The sequence below is a fragment of the Mesorhizobium sp. LNJC394B00 genome, assembly GCF_000502555.1.
GTDB lineage: Bacteria > Pseudomonadota > Alphaproteobacteria > Rhizobiales > Rhizobiaceae > Mesorhizobium.
Window position 1 is genome coordinate 49661 of the sequence record NZ_AYWH01000013.1, and the last position, 25187, is coordinate 74847.

At 62.1% G+C, this 25187-nt stretch carries 26 protein-coding genes and 2 pseudogenes; 23 read left to right on the top strand and 5 right to left on the bottom strand.

What is annotated here, in order from left to right; all coding sequences use genetic code 11:
- Positions 1-3: 3 nt before the first annotated feature.
- The 3 genes from X751_RS137310 to X751_RS137300 form a co-directional block, all read right to left on the bottom strand.
- The gene (locus tag X751_RS137310; protein ID WP_023670949.1) at positions 4-633 is read right to left on the bottom strand and encodes a MarC family protein; all 630 of its coding nucleotides are present in this window, start codon (positions 631-633) and stop codon (positions 4-6) included.
- 106 nt (positions 634-739) lie between these two features.
- Positions 740-1117 carry a VOC family protein gene (locus X751_RS137305; protein ID WP_023746158.1) on the bottom strand — a complete coding sequence of 126 codons (378 nt, stop codon included), beginning with the start codon at positions 1115-1117 and terminating at the stop codon, positions 740-742.
- A 33-nt stretch (positions 1118-1150) separates the two neighbouring features.
- Entirely contained in the window at positions 1151-1687 is a 537-nt protein-coding gene (locus tag X751_RS137300) for a hypothetical protein (protein WP_023746159.1), read from the bottom strand.
- 87 nt (positions 1688-1774) lie between these two features.
- Here X751_RS137300 and X751_RS137295 point away from each other — a divergent pair, with 87 nt between their 5' ends.
- Together X751_RS137295 and gyrA are read left to right on the top strand one after the other, a co-directional pair.
- A complete protein-coding gene (locus X751_RS137295) occupies positions 1775-2626 on the top strand; it encodes an AraC family transcriptional regulator (RefSeq protein WP_023746160.1) in 852 nt (283 codons plus the stop codon).
- A 223-nt stretch (positions 2627-2849) separates the two neighbouring features.
- Positions 2850-5600 (top strand): DNA gyrase subunit A, encoded by a 2751-nt coding sequence (gene gyrA / locus X751_RS01000000164370; protein ID WP_050592412.1) that lies wholly within the window; start codon positions 2850-2852, stop codon positions 5598-5600.
- 97 nt (positions 5601-5697) lie between these two features.
- Here gyrA and X751_RS1000000166335 read toward each other — a convergent pair whose 3' ends face one another.
- Entirely contained in the window at positions 5698-5844 is a 147-nt protein-coding gene (locus X751_RS1000000166335; RefSeq protein WP_023700785.1) for a hypothetical protein, read from the bottom strand.
- A gap of 194 nt (positions 5845-6038) precedes the next feature.
- Between X751_RS1000000166335 and coaD the strand changes: the two genes are divergently transcribed.
- The 7 genes and pseudogenes from coaD (at position 6039) to tgt (ending at position 10691) form a co-directional block, all read left to right on the top strand.
- Positions 6039-6539 (top strand): pantetheine-phosphate adenylyltransferase, encoded by a 501-nt coding sequence (gene coaD, locus X751_RS137290; RefSeq protein ID WP_023670954.1) that lies wholly within the window; start codon positions 6039-6041, stop codon positions 6537-6539.
- Between the two features lie 168 nt (positions 6540-6707).
- Complete coding sequence (locus tag X751_RS137285) at positions 6708-7202, top strand: peptidylprolyl isomerase (RefSeq protein WP_245265849.1); 495 nt, start codon at positions 6708-6710, stop codon at positions 7200-7202.
- 43 nt (positions 7203-7245) lie between these two features.
- On the top strand, positions 7246-7758 hold the full coding sequence (locus tag X751_RS137280; RefSeq protein WP_023730156.1) for a peptidylprolyl isomerase: 513 nt from the start codon (positions 7246-7248) through the stop codon (positions 7756-7758).
- 12 nt (positions 7759-7770) lie between these two features.
- The gene (locus X751_RS137275; RefSeq protein WP_023693398.1) at positions 7771-8220 is read left to right on the top strand and encodes a DMT family transporter; all 450 of its coding nucleotides are present in this window, start codon (positions 7771-7773) and stop codon (positions 8218-8220) included.
- Positions 8220-9308 carry a tRNA preQ1(34) S-adenosylmethionine ribosyltransferase-isomerase QueA gene (gene queA / locus X751_RS137270; protein WP_023746162.1) on the top strand — a complete coding sequence of 363 codons (1089 nt, stop codon included), beginning with the start codon at positions 8220-8222 and terminating at the stop codon, positions 9306-9308. The genes X751_RS137275 and queA overlap by 1 nt, the downstream gene beginning before the upstream one ends.
- Positions 9298-9568 (top strand): annotated as a pseudogene (locus X751_RS01000000164375) (hypothetical protein). Before queA ends, X751_RS01000000164375 begins: the two are co-directional and overlap by 11 nt.
- Entirely contained in the window at positions 9561-10691 is a 1131-nt protein-coding gene (gene tgt / locus X751_RS137265) for a tRNA guanosine(34) transglycosylase Tgt (protein ID WP_023746163.1), read from the top strand. Before X751_RS01000000164375 ends, tgt begins: the two are co-directional and overlap by 8 nt.
- Positions 10692-10697: 6 nt before the next feature.
- Here the strand turns inward: tgt and X751_RS137260 are convergent, their stop codons facing one another.
- Positions 10698-11120 carry a DUF4864 domain-containing protein gene (locus X751_RS137260; RefSeq protein ID WP_023684643.1) on the bottom strand — a complete coding sequence of 141 codons (423 nt, stop codon included), beginning with the start codon at positions 11118-11120 and terminating at the stop codon, positions 10698-10700.
- A gap of 193 nt (positions 11121-11313) precedes the next feature.
- On the opposite strand from X751_RS137260, the gene X751_RS137255 reads away from it, so the two are divergent.
- From X751_RS137255 to X751_RS01000000164380, 14 genes and pseudogenes are all read left to right on the top strand, one after another.
- Positions 11314-11925: a DsbA family protein gene (locus tag X751_RS137255; protein ID WP_023746164.1), complete on the top strand. Its 612-nt coding sequence runs from the start codon at positions 11314-11316 to the stop codon at positions 11923-11925.
- Positions 11926-11993: 68 nt separating this feature from the next.
- Positions 11994-12230 carry an Lrp/AsnC family transcriptional regulator gene (locus X751_RS137250; protein ID WP_023670963.1) on the top strand — a complete coding sequence of 79 codons (237 nt, stop codon included), beginning with the start codon at positions 11994-11996 and terminating at the stop codon, positions 12228-12230.
- Between the two features lie 275 nt (positions 12231-12505).
- Entirely contained in the window at positions 12506-13918 is a 1413-nt protein-coding gene (locus X751_RS137245; RefSeq protein ID WP_023688618.1) for a circularly permuted type 2 ATP-grasp protein, read from the top strand.
- Positions 13919-14079: 161 nt separating this feature from the next.
- Entirely contained in the window at positions 14080-15021 is a 942-nt protein-coding gene (locus X751_RS137240; protein ID WP_023670965.1) for an alpha-E domain-containing protein, read from the top strand.
- Between the two features lie 85 nt (positions 15022-15106).
- A complete protein-coding gene (locus tag X751_RS137235; protein WP_023670966.1) occupies positions 15107-15901 on the top strand; it encodes a transglutaminase family protein in 795 nt (264 codons plus the stop codon).
- A 32-nt stretch (positions 15902-15933) separates the two neighbouring features.
- Complete coding sequence (locus X751_RS137230) at positions 15934-16665, top strand: peptidase (protein WP_023684646.1); 732 nt, start codon at positions 15934-15936, stop codon at positions 16663-16665.
- Between the two features lie 88 nt (positions 16666-16753).
- Positions 16754-18169 carry a pyridoxal-dependent decarboxylase gene (locus tag X751_RS137225; protein ID WP_023715834.1) on the top strand — a complete coding sequence of 472 codons (1416 nt, stop codon included), beginning with the start codon at positions 16754-16756 and terminating at the stop codon, positions 18167-18169.
- A gap of 14 nt (positions 18170-18183) precedes the next feature.
- Positions 18184-18630, top strand: a complete 447-nt coding sequence (locus tag X751_RS137220) for a hypothetical protein (RefSeq protein WP_023693406.1) — start codon at positions 18184-18186, stop codon at positions 18628-18630.
- Positions 18631-18745: 115 nt separating this feature from the next.
- Positions 18746-19513, top strand: a complete 768-nt coding sequence (locus X751_RS137215; RefSeq protein WP_023670971.1) for a DeoR/GlpR family DNA-binding transcription regulator — start codon at positions 18746-18748, stop codon at positions 19511-19513.
- Between the two features lie 117 nt (positions 19514-19630).
- A complete protein-coding gene (gene glpD, locus X751_RS137210) occupies positions 19631-21151 on the top strand; it encodes a glycerol-3-phosphate dehydrogenase (RefSeq protein ID WP_023700779.1) in 1521 nt (506 codons plus the stop codon).
- 38 nt (positions 21152-21189) lie between these two features.
- On the top strand, positions 21190-22269 hold the full coding sequence (locus X751_RS137205; protein ID WP_023746165.1) for an ABC transporter ATP-binding protein: 1080 nt from the start codon (positions 21190-21192) through the stop codon (positions 22267-22269).
- A gap of 10 nt (positions 22270-22279) precedes the next feature.
- A complete protein-coding gene (locus X751_RS137200) occupies positions 22280-23371 on the top strand; it encodes an ABC transporter ATP-binding protein (protein ID WP_023700777.1) in 1092 nt (363 codons plus the stop codon).
- Positions 23372-24238 (top strand): sugar ABC transporter permease, encoded by an 867-nt coding sequence (locus X751_RS137195; protein ID WP_023746166.1) that lies wholly within the window; start codon positions 23372-23374, stop codon positions 24236-24238. It begins immediately after the preceding gene.
- A 1-nt stretch (position 24239) separates the two neighbouring features.
- Positions 24240-25164: pseudogene (locus X751_RS01000000164380) on the top strand (carbohydrate ABC transporter permease).
- Positions 25165-25187 lie beyond the last annotated feature (23 nt).

Sequence of the window (25187 nt, forward strand, 5' to 3'; positions counted from 1 at the left end):
CGTTCACCCCGCCATCAGCGCCTTGATCCCATCCGCGACGAACTGAACCGCAAGCGCGGCCAGGATGACGCCGAGCAGGCGGGTGAGGATCGAGCGGCCGGTCTGGCCGAGGATGCGGTCGATGCGCTCCGACAGCACGAACACCAGATAGGTGATGGCAAGGCAGACGAAGATGATGCCGACCAGCGCCGCTTGTGCTGCAAAACCCTGAAACGAGCCCGACAGTAGCACGGTCGCCGAAATCGCACCGGGGCCGGCGATCAGCGGGATCGCCAGCGGGAAGGCCGCGATGTTGTGGATCATGTCCTTGGTGATGGCAACGTCGCCGATCTTCTCCTTGCGGTCCTGGCGGCGCTCAAACACCATTTCGAACGCGATGAAGAACAGCAAAAACCCGCCGGCGACGCGGAAAGCCGGCAGCGTGATGCCGAACACCGACAGGATGGACGCCCCGGCCACCGCAAACAGCGCCATCACCAGGAAGCCGATGATCGAGGCGCGCACCGAAACCTGCTGACGTTCCTCGCGGTTCATGCCGCGTGTCACCGCGAGGAAGAGCGGCGCGAGACCTGGCGGGTCGATGGTCACCAGAATGGTGACGAAGGCGTTGAACAAGCTGTCGAAACTCGGCATCGCTGACCCCTCCCGCCGGGCCGGACCCCTGCGCCACGATAGTGGTAGAGCAAAGCCTGGCCGGTGGGAACCGTCCGAGATGCCGATACCGGAGACGCCGGCTATGTTAGGCGGCAGCGTTGAAATAGGCCTCCAGACGGTAGCCGTCGGGATCGACGATGAAGGCAGCGTAATAGTCCTCGCCATAGTCGGCGCGCAGGCCCGGCGCGCCATTGTCGCTGCCGCCTGCACGCAAGGCGGCGGCATGGAAGGCGACGACACTCTGCCTCGTCGGCGCGGCAAAGCAGAAATGCAGACCGGACTTCTCGTCCGATGACACTGGCCGCGCCGCATCGTTCACCCACAGCGCCACGGTTTGCGCACCATAACCCAGTGAGCCTGGCGACTGGCTGAGGCAGGAATAACCGAGCGGCTTTAGCGCGGCATCGTAGAAGGGCTTCGAAACGTTGGTGTCGCGGACGCCGATCGAGACATGGTCAAGCATGTTTTTTCACCTTTTTTGCAATATGTTGCGTCATCAGTCCTGGGCGACGCGGCGCGCCAGGAACTCGACTTCGAGACGCCATGTCTTGCCATCGTCGTGCGAACGCTCGCCGAGCCAGCGGAAGCTGTCCTTGGTGATGCGCGAAAAGCTCCAGCGGACCGAGGAACCAGTGCCGTCGGCGCCGACCTGCACAATCGTGTCGCCTTCGGCGCGACCAAGCTGGCGGCTGTAGTATTGGTTTCGCGGGTCGCTCCAGAAGATGTGCCAGGCATCCGAGCCGGGATCATAGGCCCGCAGCGTTGTGCCATAGAAAGTCCATTTGCCGAGCGAGGGCGAGGGGCCGGCATCCCGCGCGGGCAGGATCCATACATCCTGGATCGCCCTGCCTTCTAGGACCCAGCCGAAATGCACCTCGCCGCGTCCGGTGAGAACCGTGCCGTCCTCGAGATGGCGCGTGGCCTCGAATGTCCAGGCGCCGACGAAGCGGCCGTAGAGATCCAGCTTTTCAGCCAGGCCGGGATTGGGGCCGTCGCTGTGGAGCGCTTCGGCAAAGGAGGATGTACCGATCATACTTGCTGCCTTCGTTATGTCAGGAGGCTGCAAGCGATAGGCCCCGGCAGGGTGTCGCGCTTGGGAAAAATTGCTATCTTTCAAGCCATGACGACGAGCCAACAAAACCTGGCATCGGGGCAGGGTTGGTATGTCTGTGACGTGCTGTGCACGGCCGGCGCCGGCGACCGCCCGTTCGAGGAGGCGCACGACACCTTCTGCGTTGCCGCTGTCACCAGCGGCACCTTCCGCTACCGCACCAGGCAAGGCGCCGCCATGCTGGCGCCGGGCGCGATCCTGCTCGGCAATGTCGGCGCCTGCTATGAATGCGGGCATGAGCATGGCGCCGGCGACCGTTGCCTGTCCTTCCACTTCGCTCCGGCCTATCTCGACCGCATCGCCAGCGACGTGCCCGGCGCGAGCAAGCTCGCCTTCGGCGTGCCGCATATGCCGCCCTTGCCGGCGCTGGCATCGCTGCTGGCCGAGGCGGAAGCGGCGCGCGAGATGGTCGACATCGACGCCTTTGAAGAGCTTGGCCTGCGAATTGCGGGCGCAGCACTGGCAGTTGCCGGCGCAGCACTGCCTGTGGCCAGCGATGCGGTGCCTGGCGTTCGACCGCCGAGCCGCCGCGACCAGAAACGGGTTGCCGAGGCGGTGCGGCAGATCGAGCTCAATGCCGACAGGCCGGTCTCGCTTTCCGAGCTTGCCTGCGCGACGGCGACCAGCCCGTATCATTTCCTGCGCACCTTCCGGCAGGTCGCCGGCATGACGCCCTATCAGTTTCTGCTGAGAACCCGGCTGCACCGCGCGGCGGTGCGGCTGCGCATGTCAGGCGATGCCATCTCGGCAATCGCCTTCGAGGCCGGTTTCAACGATTTGTCGACGTTCAACCGCCGTTTCCGGCGCGTCATGGGTGAGACGCCTGGCCACTATCGCGCCCGGCGGGTGGCTACCCGCTGACGCGTCTGTCTGCCTCCAGATAAGCTGTTGGCTTGGAAAACTGTCCTTCGCAGGCTTTTGCCCCTGCCGGCGGCGAATGCGTTATGGCCAAATCGTCGCAATCAGAGGTATCCATTTGAATTTGCCACTGAAATCCTCATTGGAAAAGCACCACGAATATTGGAGTTTCGGCCGTGCTTCCTATATAAGCGGTCAGTGATTCCTGATTAGATTGTGATCCGATTTGACCGACCAAAAACCCCCGCGCGGCGCCGACGGCGGCCCCACCGGCATCGAGCCCATCTCCATCATCGAGGAGATGCAGAGCTCGTACCTCTCTTACGCCATGAGCGTCATCGTCAGCCGTGCGCTGCCCGATGTGCGCGACGGCCTGAAGCCGGTGCACCGCCGCATTCTCTATGCGGCGCATGAGAGCGGCTATCACTGGAACCGCAAATATGTGAAGTCGGCCCGCCCGGTCGCGGACGTGATGGGTAAATACCATCCGCATGGCGACGCCTCGATCTACGACGCCTTGGTGCGCATGGCGCAGGACTGGTCGCTGCGCGTTCCGCTGATCGACGGGCAGGGTAATTTCGGCTCCATCGACGGCGATCCGCCGGCGGCGATGCGCTACACCGAATCGCGGCTGACCAAGGTCGCACATGAACTCTTGGAGGACATCGACAAGGAAACCGTCGATTTCCAGGAGACTTATGACGCATCCGACACCGAACCGAAGGTGCTGCCGGCCCGCTTCCCCAATCTTCTGGTCAACGGTTCCGGCGGCATCGCCGTCGGCATGGCCACCAACATCCCGCCGCACAATCTGGCCGAGATCTGCAACGGCGCCATCGCCATCATCGACAATCCGGCGATCGATTTGCCGGCGCTGATGGAGATCATTCCGGGTCCCGATTTCCCGACCGGCGGCATCGTGCTCGGCCGTTCCGGCATCTACAGCGCCTATGCGACGGGCCGTGGCTCCATCGTCATGCGCGGCAAGGTCAATGTCGAACAGCGCGGCAACGACCGTGAATCGATCATCATCACGGAAGTCCCGTACCAGGTGAACAAGGCCTCGATGATCGAGAAAATGGCCGAGCTGGTGCGCGACAAGCGCATCGAAGGCATTTCCGACATTCGCGACGAAAGCGACCGCCAGGGCTACCGCGTCGTCATCGAGCTGAAGCGCGACGCTGTCGCCGACGTCATTCTCAACCAGCTTTACCGCTTCACGCCGCTGCAGACCTCCTTCGGCGCCAATATGGTGGCGCTGAACGGCGGCAAGCCGGAAGTGATGAACCTGACCGACATGCTGAAGGCGTTTGTCAGCTTCCGCGAAGAGGTGATTAGCCGGCGCACGAAATTCCTGCTGCGCAAGGCGCGCGACCGCGCCCACGTGCTGGTCGGCCTCGCCATAGCCGTCGCCAACATCGACGAAGTGATCAAGCTGATCCGCACCGCGCCCGATCCGCAGACGGCGCGCGAGCAGTTGATGGAGCGGCGCTGGCCCTCCGGGGACGTGGAGTCATTGATTCTGCTTATCGACGATCCGCGCCATCGCATCAATGAGGATGGCACCTACAACCTCTCCGAGGAACAGGCGCGCGCAATCCTCGAACTGCGCCTGCAGCGCCTGACCGCGCTCGGCCGTGACGAAATCGCCGACGAGCTGAACACCATCGGCGACGAGATCAAGGATTACCTCGACATTCTGTCGTCCCGCGCCCGCATCCAGCAGATCGTCAAGGACGAGCTTGCCGCCGTGCGCGACGAGTTCGGCACGCCGCGCCGCACCGAGCTCACCGACGGCGGCGCCGACATGGAAGACGAGGATCTGATCCAGCGCGAGGACATGGTCGTCACCGTCAGCCATTCCGGCTACATCAAGCGCGTGCCGCTGTCGCTCTACCGGGCGCAACGCCGCGGCGGCAAGGGCCGCTCCGGCATGTCGACCAAGGAAGAGGATTTCGTCACCCGGCTGTTCGTCGCCAACACGCATACGCCGGTGCTGTTCTTCTCCTCGCGCGGCATCGTCTACAAGGAAAAGGTCTGGCGGCTGCCAATCGGCAATCCGCAGTCGCGCGGCAAGGCGCTGATCAACATGCTGCCGCTGGAGCAGGGCGAGCGCATCACCACCATCATGCCGCTGCCCGAGGACGAGACCAGCTGGGGCGAACTCGACGTCATGTTCGCCACCACGCGCGGCACCGTGCGCCGCAACAAGCTGTCCGAATTCGTCCAGGTCAACCGCAACGGCAAGATCGCCATGAAGCTGGAGGAGGAGGGCGACGAGATCCTCGGCGTCGAGACCTGCACAGACAATGACGATGTGCTTTTGACCGCCAGCTCCGGCCAGTGCATCCGCTTCCGCGTTGGCGATGTGCGCGTCTTCCAGAGCCGCAATTCGGTCGGCGTGCGCGGCATAAGCATGGCCGAGACCGACCGCATCATCTCCATGTCGGTGATCGAGCATGTCGATGCTTCGCCGGCGGAACGCTCCGCCTACCTCAAGCGGGCAGCACTGGAGCGGCGGCTTGCCGCCGAGGTGACCGGCGAGGAAGAAGAGATTGCACTCACCAATGAGGAGATTGGCGAGGAGACCGAGCTTTCCGACAGCCGTTACGAAGAGCTCAAGGCGCATGAGCAATTTGTGCTGACGGTGACCGAATATGGCTACGGCAAGCGCTCGTCATCCTACGATTTCCGCCTGACTGGACGCGGCGGCAAGGGCATCCGCGCCACCGACGTGTCGAAGGTGGCCGAGATCGGCCAGCTGGTGGCGACTTTCCCGGTCGGCAATGACGACCAGATCATGCTGGTTTCGGACGGCGGCACGGTCATCCGGGTGCCGGTCAACGGTATCCGTTTCGCCAGCCGCGCCACCAAGGGCGTGACCATCTTCAACACCGCCGAAGGCGAAAAGGTGGTTTCGGTCGAACGGATCTCGGAGCCGCAGGCCGACGAGGATGTCGAAGAGAGTGTTCATTGAGGCCGGGGCCGGAGATGCCGTACCGGACAGCGCCGAATAGGTTTTGACCAACAACGCCGGCCCGATGGGCCGGCGCAAACAAGAAACTAGCAATAAATCAGGGGTGACGGTGGGGCCAGCGAGCGCCGAAACCTTCGAACCGCTTTGTGCGGACACGGACGCGCTCTGCCTCGCTATGCAATCCGAATGCGGTGGCGATCAGCATGGCGACGGTCATTGCGGTGGCGAGCATGTAGATCAGCATGTGCGTGTTCTCCTGCGCCTATCCAACGGTTAGATCGGGTTTTGGTTTCATCTTCCGAAGTGCAAACTAGCGAACGCGGCGTGAAGTCTTCGTGATCAAGGCATTCATCTGTCGTTCATGTCTGCGAAAAGGTTCACGCAGATGTTCCCAATCGCATTTGCCTTCCGCCCAATGCCCCGCTAGAAGCACCTCCCATGACCGATCGCATCGCCCTTTATGCCGGCTCCTTCGACCCGCTGACCAACGGCCATCTCGATGTCCTGAAGGCATCGCTGGCTGTCGCCGACACGGTTTATGCGGCGATCGGCACTCACCCCGGCAAGACGCCGCTGTTTTCCTTCGACGAACGGGTGAAGCTGATCGAGGCCGCGACCAAGGCCGAATTTGGCCGCGACGGCGACCGTATCAAGGTCGTCGCCTTTGACGGGCTGGTCATCGACGCGGCCCGCAAGCATGGCGCCTCGATCATGATCCGCGGCCTGCGTGACGGCACCGATCTCGACTATGAGATGCAGATGGCTGGAATGAACGAGACGATGGCGCCGGAACTGCAGACGGTTTTTCTGCCCGCCAGCCCGTCGGTACGCACCATTACCGCCACACTTGTGCGCCAGATAGCCTCGATGGGCGGCGACATCCGTCCGTTCGTGCCGGCCGCCGTTGCCGGTGCGCTCACCGCCAAATTCGCGAAATAGTGCATGTCGCCCAAAAGTGGATGCCGGTTTTGGGGCAACGACATGCACCCTAACAAAGACCTTCGGAGATCCCTTATGCAGCTGAAAAAGCTCGCCTCGTTCCTCGTCGTGCTTGCCGGTCTCGTGACCGCATCCGTTTCGGCCTTCGCCGCCGAGCCGGAAAACACCATGATCATCACCTTGAAGAACGGCGACGTCACCATCGCGCTGCGCCCTGATCTGGCGCCCAAGCATGTCGCGCAGATCAAGAAGCTGGTGCGCAAAGGCGTTTACGACGATGTCGCCTTCCACCGCGTCATCAACGGCTTCATGGCGCAGACCGGCGACGTCAAGTTCGGCAACATGAAGAAGGGGTTCAGCCCCGAAGCCGTCGGCACCGGCGGTTCCGAGCTGCCTGATCTTCCGGCCGAATTCTCGCAGAGTGAGCATTTCAAGCGCGGCACGCTCGGCATGGCCCGCTCGCAGGATCCGAACTCCGCCAATTCACAGTTCTTCATCATGTTCGCGCCGGCGCCAAACCTCGATGGCCAGTACACCATCGTCGGCAATGTCGTCAGTGGCATGGAGCTGGTGGACAAGATCAAGAAGGGCGACGAGGCCGACAACGGCACGGTCAGCGACCCCGACCGCATGGTCAAGGTACGCATCGCCGCCGACAAGTAAACCTATCAAATCATTCTGTTTTCTGAGATAAAGGAGATCCCACATGGCTGAGATCAAGGACCGCGAAAACGCACTCATCCTGGAAACGACCAAGGGCAAGGTCGTCATCGAACTGTTTCCCGACCTGGCCCCCGGCCACGTCGCCCGCATCAAGGAACTGGCCCGCGAAGGCGCCTATGACGGCGTGGTTTTCCACCGCGTCATCGAAGGCTTTATGGCGCAGACCGGTGACGTCAAGTTCGGCAATTCGACCAAGCCCACTTTTGCCCCCTCCCGCGCGGGCATGGGCGGTTCCGAGAAGCCTGACCTGAAAGCTGAATTCTCCAACGCCAACCATGGCCGCGGCACCTGCTCGATGGCCCGTTCGCAGAACCCGAACTCCGCCAATTCGCAGTTCTTCATCTGCTTCGACGATGCCGCTTTCCTCAACCGCCAGTACACGGTCTGGGGCCAGGTCATCGAAGGCATGGACAATGTCGACAAGATCAAGCGCGGCGAGCCGGTGGTCGATCCCGACAAGATCGTGTCGCTGAAGGTCGCGGCCGACGTCAAGTAAGGACAAACGACGATGATGGGCGTGGTCTGGTCGCTGCTCGGCATCCTGTCAGGCGCCTTCATCGCCGTCCAGGCGCCGATCAACTCGCAGCTGGCGCGCGGCCTGGGGCTCCCGGTCGCGGCTGCTGCGTTTTCGTTCCTGTCGGGCGCGATCGTGCTTGGTATCATCTCCATTGCCGTTGTGCGGCTGCAGGACATCTCGCTCGACTGGAAGGCGCCGGCGCCTTGGCTGTTCATCGCCGGCGGCATGCTCGGCGGTTTCTATGTTACCCTGTCAACCATTCTTACGCCGCGCATTGGTGCAGCCGCGTTGATGGCGTTCCTGGTTGCCGGCCAGTTGCTGGCCGGCATGCTGATCGATCGCGTCGGCTTTCTCGGCGTGGCGGTGCGCGAGATTTCGCTCGGCCGCATCGCCGGCGCGGTGCTGCTGTTGGCCGGAGCGCTGCTCGTCCGGCTCTACTGATGCGCGTCGATCTCTTCGACTTCGACCTGCCGGAGGAGCGCATCGCGCTGCGCCCGGCCGAGCCGCGCGACAGCGCCAGAATGCTGGTGGTCAGGCCAGGCGAAGACTTTGCGGACCGCGCGGTGCGCGACCTTCCGTCCTTGCTCAGAACGGGCGACGTGCTGGTCTTCAACGACACCAAGGTCATTCCTGCCCAGTTGAGAGGCATCAGGCGGCGCGGCGAAGCGCAGGCGCAGGTCGACGCCACGCTGCATATGCGCATGGCGCCGGACCGCTGGCTGGCCTTCATGCGGCCGGGCAAGCGCATCGCCGCCGGCGACCGCATCCATTTCGGCCATGACGGCAATTCCTGTTTCCTCGGCCAGCTCGACGCCACAGTGATCGAGAAGGGCGATGCCGGCGAGGTGCTGCTCGGTTTCGACCTGTCGGGGCCGTTTCTCGACGAGGCGCTGCATGCCGTCGGCCACATCCCGCTGCCGCCCTATATCGCCTCCAAGCGCGACGACGACGCGCGCGACCTGACGGATTACCAGACAATCTATGCCAAGGAGGAGGGCGCAGTCGCTGCCCCCACCGCAGGCCTGCATTTCACGCCGGAGCTGTTTGCCGCGCTGGATGCAAAAGGCATCGAACGCCGCTTCGTGACCTTGCATGTCGGCGCCGGCACCTTCCTGCCGGTCAAGGCGGACGACACCGCTCACCACAAGATGCATGCCGAGACCGGCTCGGTCAGCGAAGCAACAGCCGACGCTCTGAATGGCGCCAAGGCGCGGGGCGGGCGCATCATCGCTGTCGGCACCACCTCGCTGCGCTTGCTGGAGAGCGCGGCACGGCCTGATGGCTCGCTGACCGCCTGGTCCGGCCCGACCGACATCTTCATCACGCCGGGCTATCGGTTCAAGACCGCCGACCTGCTGATGACCAATTTCCATCTCCCGCGTTCGACGCTGTTCATGCTGGTTTCGGCCTTCAGCGGCCTAGATACGATGCGTGCGGCCTATGCTCATGCCATCGGGAACAATTACAGGTTCTATTCCTACGGAGATGCAAGCCTGCTTTATCGAGCGGAGATGAGCGATGGACGATGACCTGCAAACCCTCGATCGCGAAAGCCTGATCGGCGAAGTGAAGAAATTGCGTGCCGGCATTCGCCAGCACCGAGATTCTACCGGCCATGATTTATGCTGGCATCATCCCAACCTGTGGGACCTGCTTGCCGGAAAAGACCGATCCATCGATTGCCGTGCCGCCATGGCCGAAATTCATGCGCGGCTGCATCCAATACCGCCAGTCGCTCGACAGGCAGGCGCCACGCGCGCCTGTCCATGACAAGGAATTCAATGGCTGAAACATTCACCTTCAAGATCCTCGCCACTGACGGCAAGGCGCGGCGCGGTTCCATCACCATGCCGCGCGGCGAAATCCGCACGCCAGCCTTCATGCCGGTCGGCACCGGCGGCACGGTCAAGGCCATGTATATGGATCAGGTGCGCGGGGTCGGCGCCGATATCATCCTGGGCAACACCTACCATCTGATGCTGCGGCCCGGGGCCGAGCGCGTGGCGCGGCTTGGTGGCTTGCATGAATTCGCCCGCTGGCCGCAGCCGATCCTGACCGACAGTGGCGGTTTTCAGGTCATGTCGCTGTCGAAACTCAGGAAATTGACCGAGAAGGGCGTCACGTTTCGCTCGCACATTGACGGCGCTGCCTATGAGATGTCGCCGGAGCGCTCGATCGAGATCCAGGGCCTGCTCGATTCCGACATCCAGATGCAGCTCGACGAATGCACAGCGCTGCCGGCCGACCTCAAGCAGGTCGAGCGCGCGATGGAGCTGTCGCTGCGCTGGGCCGAGCGCTGCAGGACAGCGTTCGGCGATCAGCCCGGCAAGGCGATGTTCGGCATCGTCCAGGGTGGCGATAACGCAGCTCTCAGGGTGCGTTCGGCGCAGGCGCTGAGCGCGATGGAGCTGAAGGGCTATGCGGTCGGCGGCCTGGCCGTCGGCGAGCCGCAAGCGGTGATGCTGGATATGCTGGAGATCACCTGTCCGGAATTGCCTGACGACAAGCCTCGATATCTCATGGGCGTCGGCACGCCGGACGACATCGTGAAATCGGTGGCGCGCGGCATCGACATGTTCGACTGCGTGATGCCGACCCGCGCCGGCCGCCATGGCCTGGCCTATACCAGGCGCGGCAAGGTCAATCTCAGGAATGCCCGCCATGCGGACGATCCGCGGCCGCTGGACGAGGAGAGCGACTGCCCTGCGGCACGCGACTACTCACGCGCCTATCTGCACCATCTTGTGCGCTCGCAAGAGGCGCTGGGGGCGATGCTGCTGACCTGGAACAACCTTTCCTACTACCAGAAACTGATGCAGGACATTCGCGCCGCGATCGAGGCCCGGGCTTTTGAGGCGCGCAAGGCTGAGATTTCCGAGGGATGGGCGAGGGGTGATATCCCGGTGCTATAAGCACATCTAGGTGCTGAGCGAATTCGCTGCGCGCAAGCTGCAGCCGGTGATTTGAAAGCTGCCGTCGGGCTGCTGTTCCAGCGTGTAGACCGCCTCATAGTCCTTGCCGTCGGGCCCAACGATCAGCACTTGCTGGATTAGCGAAGTTGGCCCCATCTGCTCGACCTTGCCGAAGGAATAGCTCTGCGGCTGGCGCACCGGCGGATAGCCGTTGGTCACCATGTTCATGAAGGTGTCGACGGTCGGAAAGATGCGCTTCACATTTGGAGCGGCGAAACTGTACGCCTTGGCGCCATCATTGGCGATGAGGGCCTTCAACTGACCATCGATGACGGCCTGGCCGGCCTTGACTTCGGCGTCGCCGGCAAGGGCTGCCGACACGAACAACGCGAACAGCAATGAAACAACTGCGAATGCGGTGCGGCGCATGGCCTGTCTCCATTGTCCCCCAACAAAACCTGTCCCGGGACGCATCATACCATACGCTTTGCGGAGCCTCACGGTTTCAGCAACCGCAATATTCGCCACGCAAGTGCCACATGATCATGCTTAAGCCTCCTTTAACGCGGGGCGCGCATCGTAGGGACGGGTGGGGACCCGTTCGCGCAACCAGGGGACAACCATGTTCAAGCAGCCGATCGACCGGCGCCTTTTGCTGAAGGGCGCGGCAAGCCTCGCAGTTTTGGCTCCCTTGCCCGCCTGGGCAAGCACTGGGCCGACCGTCACGGAAGTCGCCTTCGATCCCGCCATTCCAGCGCTCGGCAACCCCGATGGCGACGTCACCATCGCCGAATTCGTCGACTATCAGTGCCCGATCTGCAAGCTCGTCTTCGTCGAGCTGAAGAAGTTGATGGAAGAGGACAACGGCGTCCGGCTTGTGATGAAGGACTGGCCGATCTTCGGCGACGTGTCGCGCGACGCGGCGCGGGTGACGCTGCTGAGCGGCGAACACTATGCCGCGGCGGTCGATGCGCTGATGACCAACCAGCGCGGCCTTTCGGAACGCCGCACCAACGACATCCTTTCTTCCGTCGGTGTCGATGTGGCGATGGTGCGTGCCGACCTCGCCATCCGTGAACCCGACATCGACGCTGCCCTTGTCCGCACCGAAGCCCAGGCGACGGCTTTCAAGCTGCGCGGCACGCCAGCCCTGGTCATCGGCGGCAACTTGTACCGGCGCGGCATGCCCGTGTCCGAACTGAGACAAGCCGTCGCCAAGGCCCGCTCCGCCTGATGCTTGAAAGCCGGGCGGCAGTCTGCCACAAGGGCCGCTTGAGTGCTGAAGCTTGATCGGGACCGGCAATGAAGACGTTTTTCATGCAGATAAAGTGCGATCTGGGCAAGTCCTATGAGGTCGCCAGCGCGCTCGCCGATGCCGAAATCGCCTCGGAGATCTACTCGACCGCCGGCAATTACGACTTGCTTGCCAAATTCTACGTCGACGACGAGGAAGATGTCGGCCACTTCGTCAACGAGAAGGTGCAGATTATTCCCGGAATCAAGGACACCTTCACGGTCGTCACTTTCCGCGCTTTCTAAAGCAGTTCCAGGAAAAAAATGTGAAGCGGTTTTCCGTCCGGAATTGCGTCAAAGCACAAAGCCATGGCAGGTCGCCGTTTCCATGAAACGGTGAACTGCTATGGCCGCATCAGGCACTTGCCCGGCGACAAGGCAGAGCCTGATTAAGGTCCCGTTCCGACTGCCCGAATTTTGGGCAGTCGGAACATACTGGTCGCCGATATCCTCCAAATCACCGATTGCGCTTGATTTTCTCCCGCGACGCCAGTGAAATGGCGTCACAGGGGAGTATGCGATTGGCAGCGTTCGATGAAATGCTTCCGGAAGTTTCCGGGCTGAGACAACCGTATACGGCTTACGACCGCTGGCTGAAGGAGCAGGACCCGGCCAGGCTTACGGAAAAGATGCAGGACGCGGAGCGCGTCTTCCGCAAGACCGGCATTACCTTCGCCGTCTATGGCGAGCAGGAAGCCTCCGAGCGGCTGATCCCCTTCGACATCGTGCCGCGCATCATCTCCGGCAATGAATGGCGAAGGCTAACGCAAGGCATCGAGCAGCGCGTACAGGCGCTGAACGCTTTCCTCGACGACATTTACCACCGCCAGGAAATCCTGCGCGCCGGCCGCGTGCCGAGGGAGCTGATCGCCAGGAACGAGGCGTTCCTGCCGGAAATGATCGGAGTGCGGCCACCGGCCGGCGTCTACACCCACATTATCGGCGTCGATATCGTCCGGATCTCGGAGAACGAGTTCTACGTGCTGGAGGACAATGCGCGCACGCCGTCGGGGGTCTCCTACATGCTGGAGAACCGCGAGACGATGATGCAGCTCTTTCCCGAGCTGTTCCAGCAGATCAAGGTGCGGCCGGTGGAGAATTATCCGCAATTGCTGCGCCAGTCGCTGGCGGCAGTGCGGCCGCAAAGCACCAAGGGCGCACCGACCATTGCCGTGCTGACGCCGGGCAGCTTCAACTCCGCCTATTTCGAACATGCCTTCCTCGCCGACCAGATGGGCGTGCAACTGGTCGAAGGCCAGGATCTGCGCGTTGTAGACGGCCACGTCGCTATGCGCACGACCGAAGGCTACAAGCAGATCGACGTGCTTTACCGGCGCGTCGACGATTCCTTCCTCGATCCGCTGACCTTCCGGCCGGAATCGGCCCTTGGCGTGCCCGGCATCATGGACGTCTACCGCGCCGGCAACATCACCATCGCCAACGCGCCGGGAACCGGCATCGCCGACGACAAGGCGATTTATTCCTACATGCCCGACATCGTCGAGTTCTACACCGGCCGCAAAGCCATCCTCGGCAACATCCCGACCTGGCGCTGCTCGGAGCCCGACAGCCTGAAATACGTGCTCGAACACATCCATGAGCTGGTCATCAAGGAAGTGCACGGCTCCGGCGGCTACGGCATGCTGGTGGGGCCGGCTGCGACCAAGAAGGAATGCCAGGATTTCGCCAAGAAGCTGCAGGCGAAGCCTTCCAACTACATCGCCCAGCCGACGCTGGCGCTGTCGACCTGCCCGATCCTGACAGAAAAAGGCCTGTCGCCGCGCCATGTCGACTTGCGACCCTATGTTCTGGTCTCCGACCGAATCCAGATCGTTCCCGGCGGCTTGACGCGGGTGGCGCTGAAGGAGGGTTCTTTGGTCGTGAATTCCTCGCAAGGCGGCGGCACGAAGGATACGTGGGTGTTGGACGATTAGGTAGGGAATAGGGCAGTAGGCAGTAGGCAGTAGGCAGTAGGCAGTAGGCAGTAGGCAGTAGGCAGTAGAGGGACAAGAAATGCCATATTCCACAGAGATTCAAATGCTTACTAATCCCTACTCACTATTCCCTACTCACTAGCCCCGAAGGGCCACTTCACATGCTTCTCGGCCGCACCGCCAACGGGCTCTACTGGATGAACCGCTATATCGAGCGGGCGGAAAACATGGCGCGTCTGGTCGATGCCGGCCTTCGCATGGCGCTGACCCGCACCCAGAGCGCGTCGGAAGAGTGGAATTCGGTGCTGCTCAGCGCCGGCTCCGACGTCACCTTCACGCAGAAATACAAGGACTATACCGCCGCCAACGTCGCCGACTTCCTGCTGCGCGACACCTCGAACCCGTCGAGCACGATGTCGGCGATCGAGACCGCTCGCAACAATGCCCGCATGGTGCGCACCGCGCTGACGCGCGAGACGTGGGAGAGCATCAACGAAGCCTGGATGGCCCTGAAGCGCATGCTGGCAAAGCCGATCGACGAGCGCGACCTGCCGAGTGTGCTCGACGCCATCAAGCGCGAGACGGCGCTGATCCGCGGCTCGTTCTACGGAACGATGCTGCGCAACGAGATCTTCGACTTCTCGCAGCTCGGCACCTATGTCGAGCGGGCCGACAACACGGCACGCATCCTCGACGTGAAATACTACGTGCTGCTGCCGTCGATCTCCTGGGTCGGCTCGAGCCTCGACAACTACCAGTGGGAATCGATCCTGCGCTCGGTGTCGGCGCACCGTTCCTATCGCTGGGTCTATGAGGCCGACTACAAACCGACCAACATTGCCGACTATCTGATCCTCAATGTGCGCATGCCGCGCTCGCTGACCTTCTGTTATCGTTTTCTCGCCGAGCATCTGAAGTTCCTCGGCGACGATTATGGCGACCGTCATGCCTGCCACGCCACCGTCGACAGGACACAGGCGATGCTGCAGGCAGGGTCGATCAAGGACATATTCGACACCGGCCTGCACGAATTCCTGGCCAGGTTCATTCAAGACAACACCAAGCTTGGCGAAGAGATCGCACAAGATTACCGGTTCAATTGAGCATGATCGCGAACCGGAGGACCGCGCTAGCGACAAGTGAGACCCGGTTTTCGGATAAGATCATGCTTACAAACGGAAAATAGGCATGCGGCTCAAGATCACCCACCGTACCGAATACCGCTACGACGCGCCGGTGCACTATCTGTTGCAGCGGCTACGCCTGTTACCGGTCAGTGGCCCGACGCAGACCGTGCTGTCCTGGGCGCTGAAGATCGAGGGCGCGCGCGAGGAAGTCCGCTTTAACGACCATTTCGGCAACGATAACAGGCTGTTGAGCGTCGAGGGCGAGCGCGACTTCATCACCGTCGAGGCCTCCGGCGAGGTTGTCACCCGCGACACAGCGGGCGTCTCGGGTCCGCATCACGGCTTTGCGCCACTGTGGCTGTTCAGCCAGGAGACAGCTTTGACCATCCCCGGCGAGGGCATAAGCGAGCTTGCCGCGGCGGTCGGCAAAGGTACCGACATCGAAAGGCTGCATCGGCTGATGGCGCTGATCGTCGAGCGCGTCGCCTACACGCCGGGCACCACCAGCGTGACGACCCCGGCGGAAGAGGCATTGGCGCTGAAGACCGGCGTTTGCCAGGATCACAGCCACATCTTTGTCACCGCAGCCCGCGTCATGGGTTTTCCGGCCCGCTATGTCAGTGGCTATCTGATGATGGATGCGGCCATCGAGCAGGCGGCAAGCCATGCCTGGGCCGAAGCCCATGTTCAGGGTCTCGGCTGGGTCGCCTTCGACGCCGCCAACGGCATTTCCCCCGATGAACGCTATGTCAGGGTAGCCACCGGCCGTGATTATCGCGACGCCTCGCCGGTGTCGGGAATTCGACTGGGACAGGCGGAGGAACAGCTTGCAGTCACCGTCACGGTAGAGCAGTAGTCTCCGGCAAGATTGCTGCCTGAAGAGATTCCATGACTTATTGCGTCGGCCTCAAGATCGATCGTGGGCTCGTGTTCATGTCGGACACGCGCACCAATGCAGGGATGGATTCGATCTCCACTTTCAAGAAGATGCATGTCTGGGAAGAGCCAGGCGAGCGCGTCATCGTACTGATGTCGGCCGGCAATCTGGCTACGACGCAGGCCGTGGTCAGCCTGCTCGACGAGCGCACCAAGGCGGTGGCGGAACGCCACGCGACGCTGCTCGAGACCCCATCCATGTACCAGACGGTGCGGCTGGTCGGCGACACCGTCAAGGAAGTCATCGCCAGCTCGTCGCCTGCCGGCGAAAAGGCGGATTCCTATTTCAACGCCTCCTTCATCCTCGGCGGCCAGATCAAGGGCAGCCCGCCACGGCTGTTCATGATCTATCCCGAGGGCAATTTCATTGAATCGACCGACGACACGCCGTTCTTCCAGATCGGCGAGACCAAATACGGCAAGCCGATCATCATCCGTGCCTATGAAAGGACGATGAGCCTGGCTGAAACGGTCAAGCTCTTGCTGGTATCGTTCGATTCGACGCTGAAATCGAACCTGTCCGTCGGCCTGCCTCTCGACCTGCTGTTCCTGGAGGAGGACACGTTCACGGTGGGTTTGAAAAAGCGCATCGGCCAGGACGATCGATATTATCGTGCTATTTCCGAAGGCTGGTCGAACGCGTTGAAGACGGCCTTTGCCAGCCTGCCGGATTTTCCGGGGTAGCGCGGGCCCTTCGTCGCGGTTGCCTGTCTCTATTTAACATGTTAATCAAAATTCAAACGGCTGGCTGATCGGCGTGTCGGGAGGATCCATGGACAACGAGCAATTCCGCGACTGGTCGAGGCGCGCCGCCGACTGGGGCGCTGATTACCGCGCCGGCCTTCGCGATCGGCCCGTGCGACCTGCCATAGCGCCGGGCGAGATCTTCAGGAGCATCGAAGCTTCTCCGCCGGAGGCCGCGGAATCGATGGAGACGATCTTCGCCGATTTCGAAGCCAAGATCGTGCCCGGCATGACGCATTGGCAGCATCCGCGTTTCTTTGCTTATTTCCCGGCCAATGCAGCACCCGTCTCGGTGGTGGCCGAATATCTGGTCTCTGCGATGGCCGCGCAGTGCATGCTGTGGCAGACTTCGCCGGCGGCGACAGAGCTTGAGACGCGCATCGTCGACTGGATGCGCCAGGCGCTCGGCCTGCCCGAAGGCTTTTCCGGCGTGATCCAGGACTCCGCATCATCGGCGACGCTGGCCGCCGTGTTGACCATGCGCGAGCGCACGCTCGACTGGCAGGGCAACAAGAAGGGTCTTTCCGGGCAGGGCAGGCTGCGCGTCTATTCCTCCGACCAGGTGCACACCTCGATCGACCGCGCCATCTGGGTCGCCGGCATTGGCGAGGAAAACCTCGTCCGCATTCCCGTCGCCGGCACCTACCGCGCCATGGATACCGCGGCTTTGGAAGCGGCGATTGTTGCCGACCGCGCCGCCGGCCTATTGCCGGCCGGCATCATCGCGTGCGTCGGCGGCACCAGCACCGGCGGCACCGACGACATCGCTGAAGTGGCCGCGGTGGCCAAACGCCAGGGGCTCTATCTGCATATCGACGCCGCCTGGGCCGGATCGGCGATGATCTGTCCGGAATACCGGCATTTCTGGACCGGTGTCGAGGGCGCGGACTCGATCGTCTTCAACCCGCACAAATGGCTGGGCGCGCAATTCGACTGCTCGATCCAGTTCGTCCGCCAGCCGGAGGATCTCGTGCGCACACTGGCGATCAAGCCGGACTATCTGAAAACTCGCGGCCATGACGGCATCATCAACTACTCCGAATGGTCGGTGCCTCTCGGCCGTCGCTTCCGGGCGCTGAAGCTGTGGTTCCTGCTGCGCGCCCATGGCCTCGAGGCGCTGCGCACCATGATCCGCAATCACGTCGCCTGGAGCGAAGGCATAGCAGCGCGCCTGGCCGAGGAGGAGGATTTCGAGCTCGCCAGCCAGCCGATGCTGTCGCTGTTCTCGTTCCGGCATCGCGCCGCATCCGGCGTTGACTCCGACGAGCACAATTTGCGTCTGGTCGACGCCATCAACAATGACGGCCGTATCTACCTGACGCAGACGCGTGTCGATGGCCGGGTCGCCATCCGCTTCCAGGCAGGCCAGTTCGAGACAACCGCGGCCGATGTCGATACCGCCTTCACTGTCATCTGCGAGTGTGCAAGATCCCCGAAGGACTGACAGGGATTGCCCGGGTGGTTGCCGCCGCCGGGGCAAGCCAGCAAGGACTTGCGAGCAAGCATATGGCCGGAAGGGCCGAAGGGGTTAGCCAGAATCTGACGGGCGTCTGGAGCGGGCGCTATTTCTATCCGCGCGAACTGCCGCCGGTTTCCTTCGTTGCAACGCTGATCGAGACGGCAACCAGCTTGACGGGGATGACCCACGAACCGGCGGCGACCAGCACGGCAAGATACGCAAGCCTGCAGGGGCAGCGAGAGGGCAACGCCGTCTCCTTTACCAAGACATACGACAAGGCCGAATTGAAGGCGCACCCGATTCACTACAGCGGCATCATCAACGGTGATGCAACCGAGATCAAAGGCACTTGGCGAATCCCGGGATACTGGTCCGGCAATTTCCTGATGATCCGCTCGCCAGGTAAAGTCGCGGCTGTCACCCGCAAGGTGGCGGAGCGGGTCTGAGCCGTATCTGCCCGGTTCGCCTTTGCAATCATCGATATTTCATTAGCCGGCGTCTCCCTTTTCATTGCTTTCGTTTTCAGCTACAAACAAGAAAAACGAAAACGGGAGGTTCTCAGTGTATTTGTCGCCGCGCCATGCCGAGATCATCCAGATGGCGAAGGACCATGGCCGTGTGCTGGTCGATGACCTCGCCACGCATTTCAACGTGACGCCACAGACCATCCGCAAGGACCTCAACGATCTCTGCGACCAGCGGCTGCTGACGCGCATCCATGGCGGGGCCCTGTTCCCGTCCGGCATCGAGAACATGGAGTATGAGGCGCGCCGCAAGATTGCCGCCGACGAGAAGGAGGCCATCGGCCGCGCGGCGGCCAGGCTGATACCCGACAACGCCTCCCTGTTCATCAACATCGGCACCACGACCGAGTCGGTCAGCAAGGCGCTGCTCGACCATACCGGGCTGATGGTCATCACCAATAATATCAATGTTGCCAACAGGATGCGCATCTATCCTTCGATCGAGGTGGTAATCGCCGGCGGCGTCGTGCGTGGCTCCGACGGCGGCGTTGTCGGCGAGGCCGCGGTCGATTTCATCAGGCAGTTCAAGGTCGACTATGCAGTGATCGGCGCCTCGGCCATCGACCATGACGGCGCGTTGCTCGATTTCGACTTTCGCGAAGTGAAAGTGGCGCAAGCCATTATCGCCAATGCCAGGCATGTCATCCTGGTCTCCGACCAGACCAAGTTCGAACGCACCGCGCCGGTTCGCATCGGCCATCTCTCGCAAGTCAACACCTTCATCACCGACCGTTGCGACATCCCGTCGGTGCGTAAGATCTGCGAGGAAGCGGAGGTTCAATTGATCGAAACGTCGCTCGGCTAGGCTATCGATCACGGTCCCGTTACATTTCGTTTGACATTCGTTCTTATTTCGAAATAATCCCGATACGGTTTCGTAACAACTCAAAAATGCTGCAATGCGAAATCGCGGGAGGGATTTGTGGACGCAGTCCGTGACATCTTCGTCATCGGTGGCGGCATCAATGGCTGCGGCATCGCCCGCGACGCCGTTGGGCGGGGCTTTTCGGTATTTCTCGCCGAGATGAACGACCTCGCCAGCGGAACCTCCTCCGGTTCGACCAAGCTGATCCATGGTGGCCTGCGCTACCTCGAATTCTACGAGTTCCGGCTTGTGCGCGAGGCGCTGATGGAGCGCGAGGTTCTGTGGAAGAACGCGCCGCACATCATCTGGCCGATGCGCTTCGTGCTGCCCTATGCCAAGGGCCTGCGCCCGGCCTGGCTGATCCGGCTCGGCCTGTTCCTCTACGATCATATTGGTGGCCGCAAATTGCTGCCGGCGACCCGGACACTGGACATGTCCAAGGATCCGGCGGGCAAGCCGCTGAAGCCGCTGTTTCACAAGGCCTTCGAGTACTCGGACGGCTGGGTCAACGATGCCCGGCTGGTGGTGTTGAACGCGCGTGACGCCGCCGACCGCGGCGCCACCATCCGCACCCGCACGAAAGTCGTCGGGGCGCGGCGCGAAGGCGATCTATGGGCGATCCGCGTGGAAGACGTGCGGACGGGAGATGCCGACGAGGTCAAGGCCCGGCTGCTGGTCAATGCCGCCGGTCCATGGGTCGACCACGTCCTGTCGACCACCGTGGGCCAGAACGACGTGCACAATGTGCGCCTGGTGCAGGGCAGTCATATCGTCATCAAAAAGAAATTCGATGATCCGCGCGCCTACTTCTTCCAGAACAAGGACGGGCGCATCATCTTCGCCATCCCTTACGAGGAAGAATTTACGCTGATCGGCACCACCGATCGCGACTATCCCGGCGATCCGCATGACGTGAAGATCAGCGACACCGAGATCGACTATCTCTGCGCGGCGGCGAGCGAATATTTTGCTGAAGCCGTGACGCGCCCCGACATCGTCTGGACCTATTCGGCCGTGCGCCCGCTCTACGACGACGGCGCTTCGAAGGCGCAGGAAGCGACCCGCGACTATGTGTTGAAAGCCGATGGCGGCGAGGGCAAGGCGCCGATCGTCAACGCTTTCGGCGGCAAGATCACCACCTACCGCCGGCTGTCGGAATCGATGCTGGAAAAGATCGAAGGTTTTCTCGGCAAGCGCGGCAAGCCGTGGACGGCGAACGCGCCCTTGCCGGGCGGCGATTTCCCGGCCACCGGTTTCGACGTCCAGGTGGCGAAGCTGAAGAGCGCCTATCCTTTCCTCGACCAGCGCCTGGCGCGTCGGTTGACCAGGCTTTACGGCACGCGCGCGCAAGTGCTGCTCGGCCTTGCCAAGTCGAACGCCGATCTCGGCCGCAATTTCGGCGCCGATCTCTATGAGGCCGAGGTACGCTACCTCAGCGAAAATGAATGGGCGCTGACCGCCGAAGATGTATTGTGGCGTCGCACCAAGCGCGGTCTGCATCTCAGCCGCGAACAGGCCTCGGCGCTTGACGAATTCATGCGCGGCATCAGCCGGCGCCATGTCGCGGCAGCGGAATAGGGAAGGCGATTGATGCACAAAGCCTGGGAGGAGGCATCATGCTGGAACTGAGAAACGTGACGAAGATGGTCGGCGCGGTGGAGCATATCCGCGACGTGTCGCTGACGCTTCAGCACGGCTCGCTCAACGTTTTGCTCGGGCCGACACTGTCGGGCAAGACAAGTCTGATGCGGCTGATGGCCGGGCTCGACGTGCCGACCACCGGTTCAGTCTGGTTCGACGGCCAGAATGTCACCGGCATGCCGGTGCAGCAGCGCAAGATCGCCATGGTCTATCAGCAGTTCATCAACTACCCCGCGATGACCGTCTACGAGAACATCGCCTCGCCGTTGCGCGTCGCCGGCACCGACCAGGCCAAGATCGACAAGGAAGTCCGCAACGCGGCAGGGCTTCTGAAGCTCACACCCTATCTCGACCGCACGCCGCTCAGCCTGTCCGGCGGACAGCAGCAGCGTACGGCGCTGGCCCGCGCCATCGTCAAGAATGCCAGCCTGGTGCTGCTCGACGAGCCGCTCGCCAATCTCGACTACAAATTGCGCGAGGAGCTGCGCGCCGAACTGCCCAAGATATTTGCCGCCGCCGGCACCATTTTCGTCTACGCCACGACTGAGCCGCATGAAGCCTTGCTGCTCGGCGGCAATACGGCGACGCTGTCCGAGGGGCGGATCACCCAATTCGGGCCGACCATCGACGTCTTCCGCAAGCCGATCGACCTGGTGACGGCGAAAACCTTTGCCGATCCGCCGCTCAACACCATCGTGCTGGCCAAGAAGAGCCCGGATTTCCTGCTCGAGGGCGGCGTCAAGCTGCCGGTGCCGGCCGAACTCGCCGGCATTGCCGACGCCAATTACACGATCGGCTTTCAGCCGCATCATCTGTCGCTGGAGCGGCCCAACGCTGCCGCGGTGCCGGTGCGCGCCAAGGTGACGATCACCGAGATCACCGGCTCGGAAAGCTTCATCCACCTCGATTTTGCCGATGCGCGCTGGGTCATGCTGGCCCACGGCATCCGCGATTTCGAGCCGGACGCCGAGATCGAGGTGTTTATCGATCCGCGCCACATCATGGTCTTCGACAGCAACGGCAGCGCCGTCGCCGCGCCGAAGCTTGCGGCCTGAGGGGGAAGAGATGGCGCGCATCGACGTCAACCATGTCAGGCACTCCTACCTGCCCAATCCGCAGAAGGATGCCGATTTTGCGCTGCGGGAAGTGCACCACACATTCGAGGATGGCGGCGCCTATGCGCTGCTTGGGCCCTCGGGTTGCGGCAAGACCACGCTGCTCAACATCATTTCGGGACTTCTGCACCCCTCGCACGGTGAGTTGTTGTTCAACGGCAAGGACGTCACCAATCTGTCGACGCAGGAGCGCAACATCGCGCAGGTGTTCCAGTTCCCGGTCATCTACGACACCATGACCGTTTACGACAATCTTGCCTTCCCGCTGCGCAATCGCGGCGTGCCGGAGGCCGATGTCGACCGCAAGGTGCGCGAGACGCTGGAGATGATCGACCTGGCGTCGTGGGCGAAGAAGAAGGCGAGGGGCCTGACCGCCGACCAGAAGCAGAAGATCTCGCTCGGCCGCGGCCTGGTGCGCTCGGATGTCAATGCCATCCTGTTCGACGAACCGCTGACGGTTATCGATCCGCACATGAAATGGGTGCTGCGATCGCAGTTGAAGCAACTGCACCGCCGCTTCGGCTACACCATGGTCTATGTCACCCATGACCAGACCGAGGCGCTGACCTTCGCCGACCAGGTCGTCGTCATGTATGATGGCGGCATCGTCCAGATCGGCACGCCGGCTGAATTGTTTGAGCGCCCGCGCCACACATTCGTCGGTTACTTCATCGGCTCGCCCGGCATGAACGTCATGCCGGTGGCGATCGACGGCAAGACTGCGACCATTGGCAGTCAGCGCATCGAGTTGCCCGGCGCGCCAAAGACCGCCGCTGGGAGCTCCGGCGCCATCGAACTCGGCATCCGCCCCGAGTATGTCAGGCTCGGCCGCGAGGGCATGGCGGTTAAAATAAGCAAGGTCGAGGATCTCGGCCGCCACAAGGTGGTGCGCGCCAGCCTCGAAGGCCGCGAGATCGCTGCCGTCATCGGCGAGGACGAGAGCGTGCCGGCCGACCCAAAGGTTCGCTTCGATCCGGCCGGCATCAACATCTATGCCGATTCCTGGCTGGTTGAGATGGGGCGTGTCGAGATGGGGGCATAGATGGAAAAGACCTGGAACAACAAGGCCTGGTTCCTGGTGCTGCCGGTGCTGGTGCTGGTGGCGTTCTCGGCCGTCATTCCGCTGATGACGGTCGTCAACTATTCGGTGCAGGACACCTTCGGCAACAACGTCTTCTTCTGGGCAGGCACCCAGTGGTTCGAGGAACTGCTGTCGTCCAGCCGCTTCTGGGAAGCCATGGTGCGCAACCTGATCTTCTCCTTCATCATCCTGGCCATCGAAGTGCCGCTCGGCATCTTCATCGCGCTCAACATGCCGAAGAAGGGTTGGGGCGTGCCGGTCTGCCTGGTGCTTATGTCGTTGCCGCTGCTCATTCCGTGGAACGTCGTCGGCACCATCTGGCAGGTCTTCGGCCGCAACGACATCGGCCTGCTCGGCTACTACGTCAACGCGCTCGGCATCGACTACAATTACGTGCAGGATCCGTTCGACGCCTGGGTCACCATCATCATCATGGACGTCTGGCACTGGACCAGCCTTGTCGTGCTGCTCTGCTATGCCGGCCTGGTTTCGATCCCGGATGCCTTCTACCAGGCGGCCAAGATCGACGGCGCCTCGCGCTGGGCGGTGTTCCGTTATATCCAGCTGCCGAAGATGCAGCGTGTGCTTTTGATCGCCGTGCTGTTGCGCTTCATGGATAGCTTCATGATCTACACCGAGCCCTTCGTCGTCACCGGCGGCGGCCCCGGCAACTCGACCACCTTCCTGTCGATCGACCTCGTCAAGACCGCGCTCGGCCAGTTCGACCTCGGTCCGGCGGCCGCCATGTCGCTGGTCTACTTCCTGATCATCCTGTTGTTGTCGTGGGTGTTCTACACCGTGATGACCAACTACGACGCGGACCGCTGAGATGAGCGGCGCCAACGAAAGAGCCGACAGAGTGAGCGAAACCACCGCTTCGGGAAAATTGGCGAGCACGCTTTCGCAGGATCAGGTCGCCCGGCTGATGCGCAAGCGCGGCGAGGAATCGCGCTGGTGGTGGATCGTGCCGACGATCTACATCATCGTGCTTCTGCTNGCTTCTGCTGCCGATCTACTGGCTCATCAACATGAGCTTCAAGACCAATGCCGAGATCGTCTCCTCGCTGACGCTCTATCCGCATCAGCCTACGATCGCCAACTACGTCACCATCTTTACCGACGCCTCCTGGTATTCGGGCTACATCAATTCGATCACCTATGTGGTGATGAACATGGTGATCTCGGTGGCCGCAGCGCTGCCGGCGGCCTACGCCTTTTCGCGCTACCGCTTCCTCGGCGACAAGCATCTGTTCTTCTGGCTGCTGACCAACCGCATGGCGCCGCCGGCAGTGTTCGCGCTGCCGTTCTTCCAGCTCTATTCGGCTTTCGGCCTGATCGACACCCACATCGCTGTGGCGCTGGCGCACTGCCTGTTCAACGTGCCGCTGGCGGTGTGGATCCTCGAAGGCTTCATGTCGGGCGTGCCCAAAGAGATCGACGAAACAGCCTATATCGACGGCTACTCGTTCCCGCGCTTCTTCGTCAGGATATTCATGCCGCTGATCGCCAGTGGCATCGGTGTCGCCTGCTTCTTCTGCTTCATGTTCTCATGGGTCGAACTTTTGATCGCCCGCACGCTGACCACCACTGACGCCAAGCCCATCGCCGCCACCATGACCCGCACCGTTTCGGCCGCCGGCATGGATTGGGGCCTGCTCGCCGCCGCCGGCGTGCTGACGCTGATCCCCGGCGCGCTCGTCATCTGGTTTGTCCGCAACTACATCGCCAAGGGCTTCGCCCTGGGGAGGGTGTGATGAAACAAAAGCACGGGTTCATC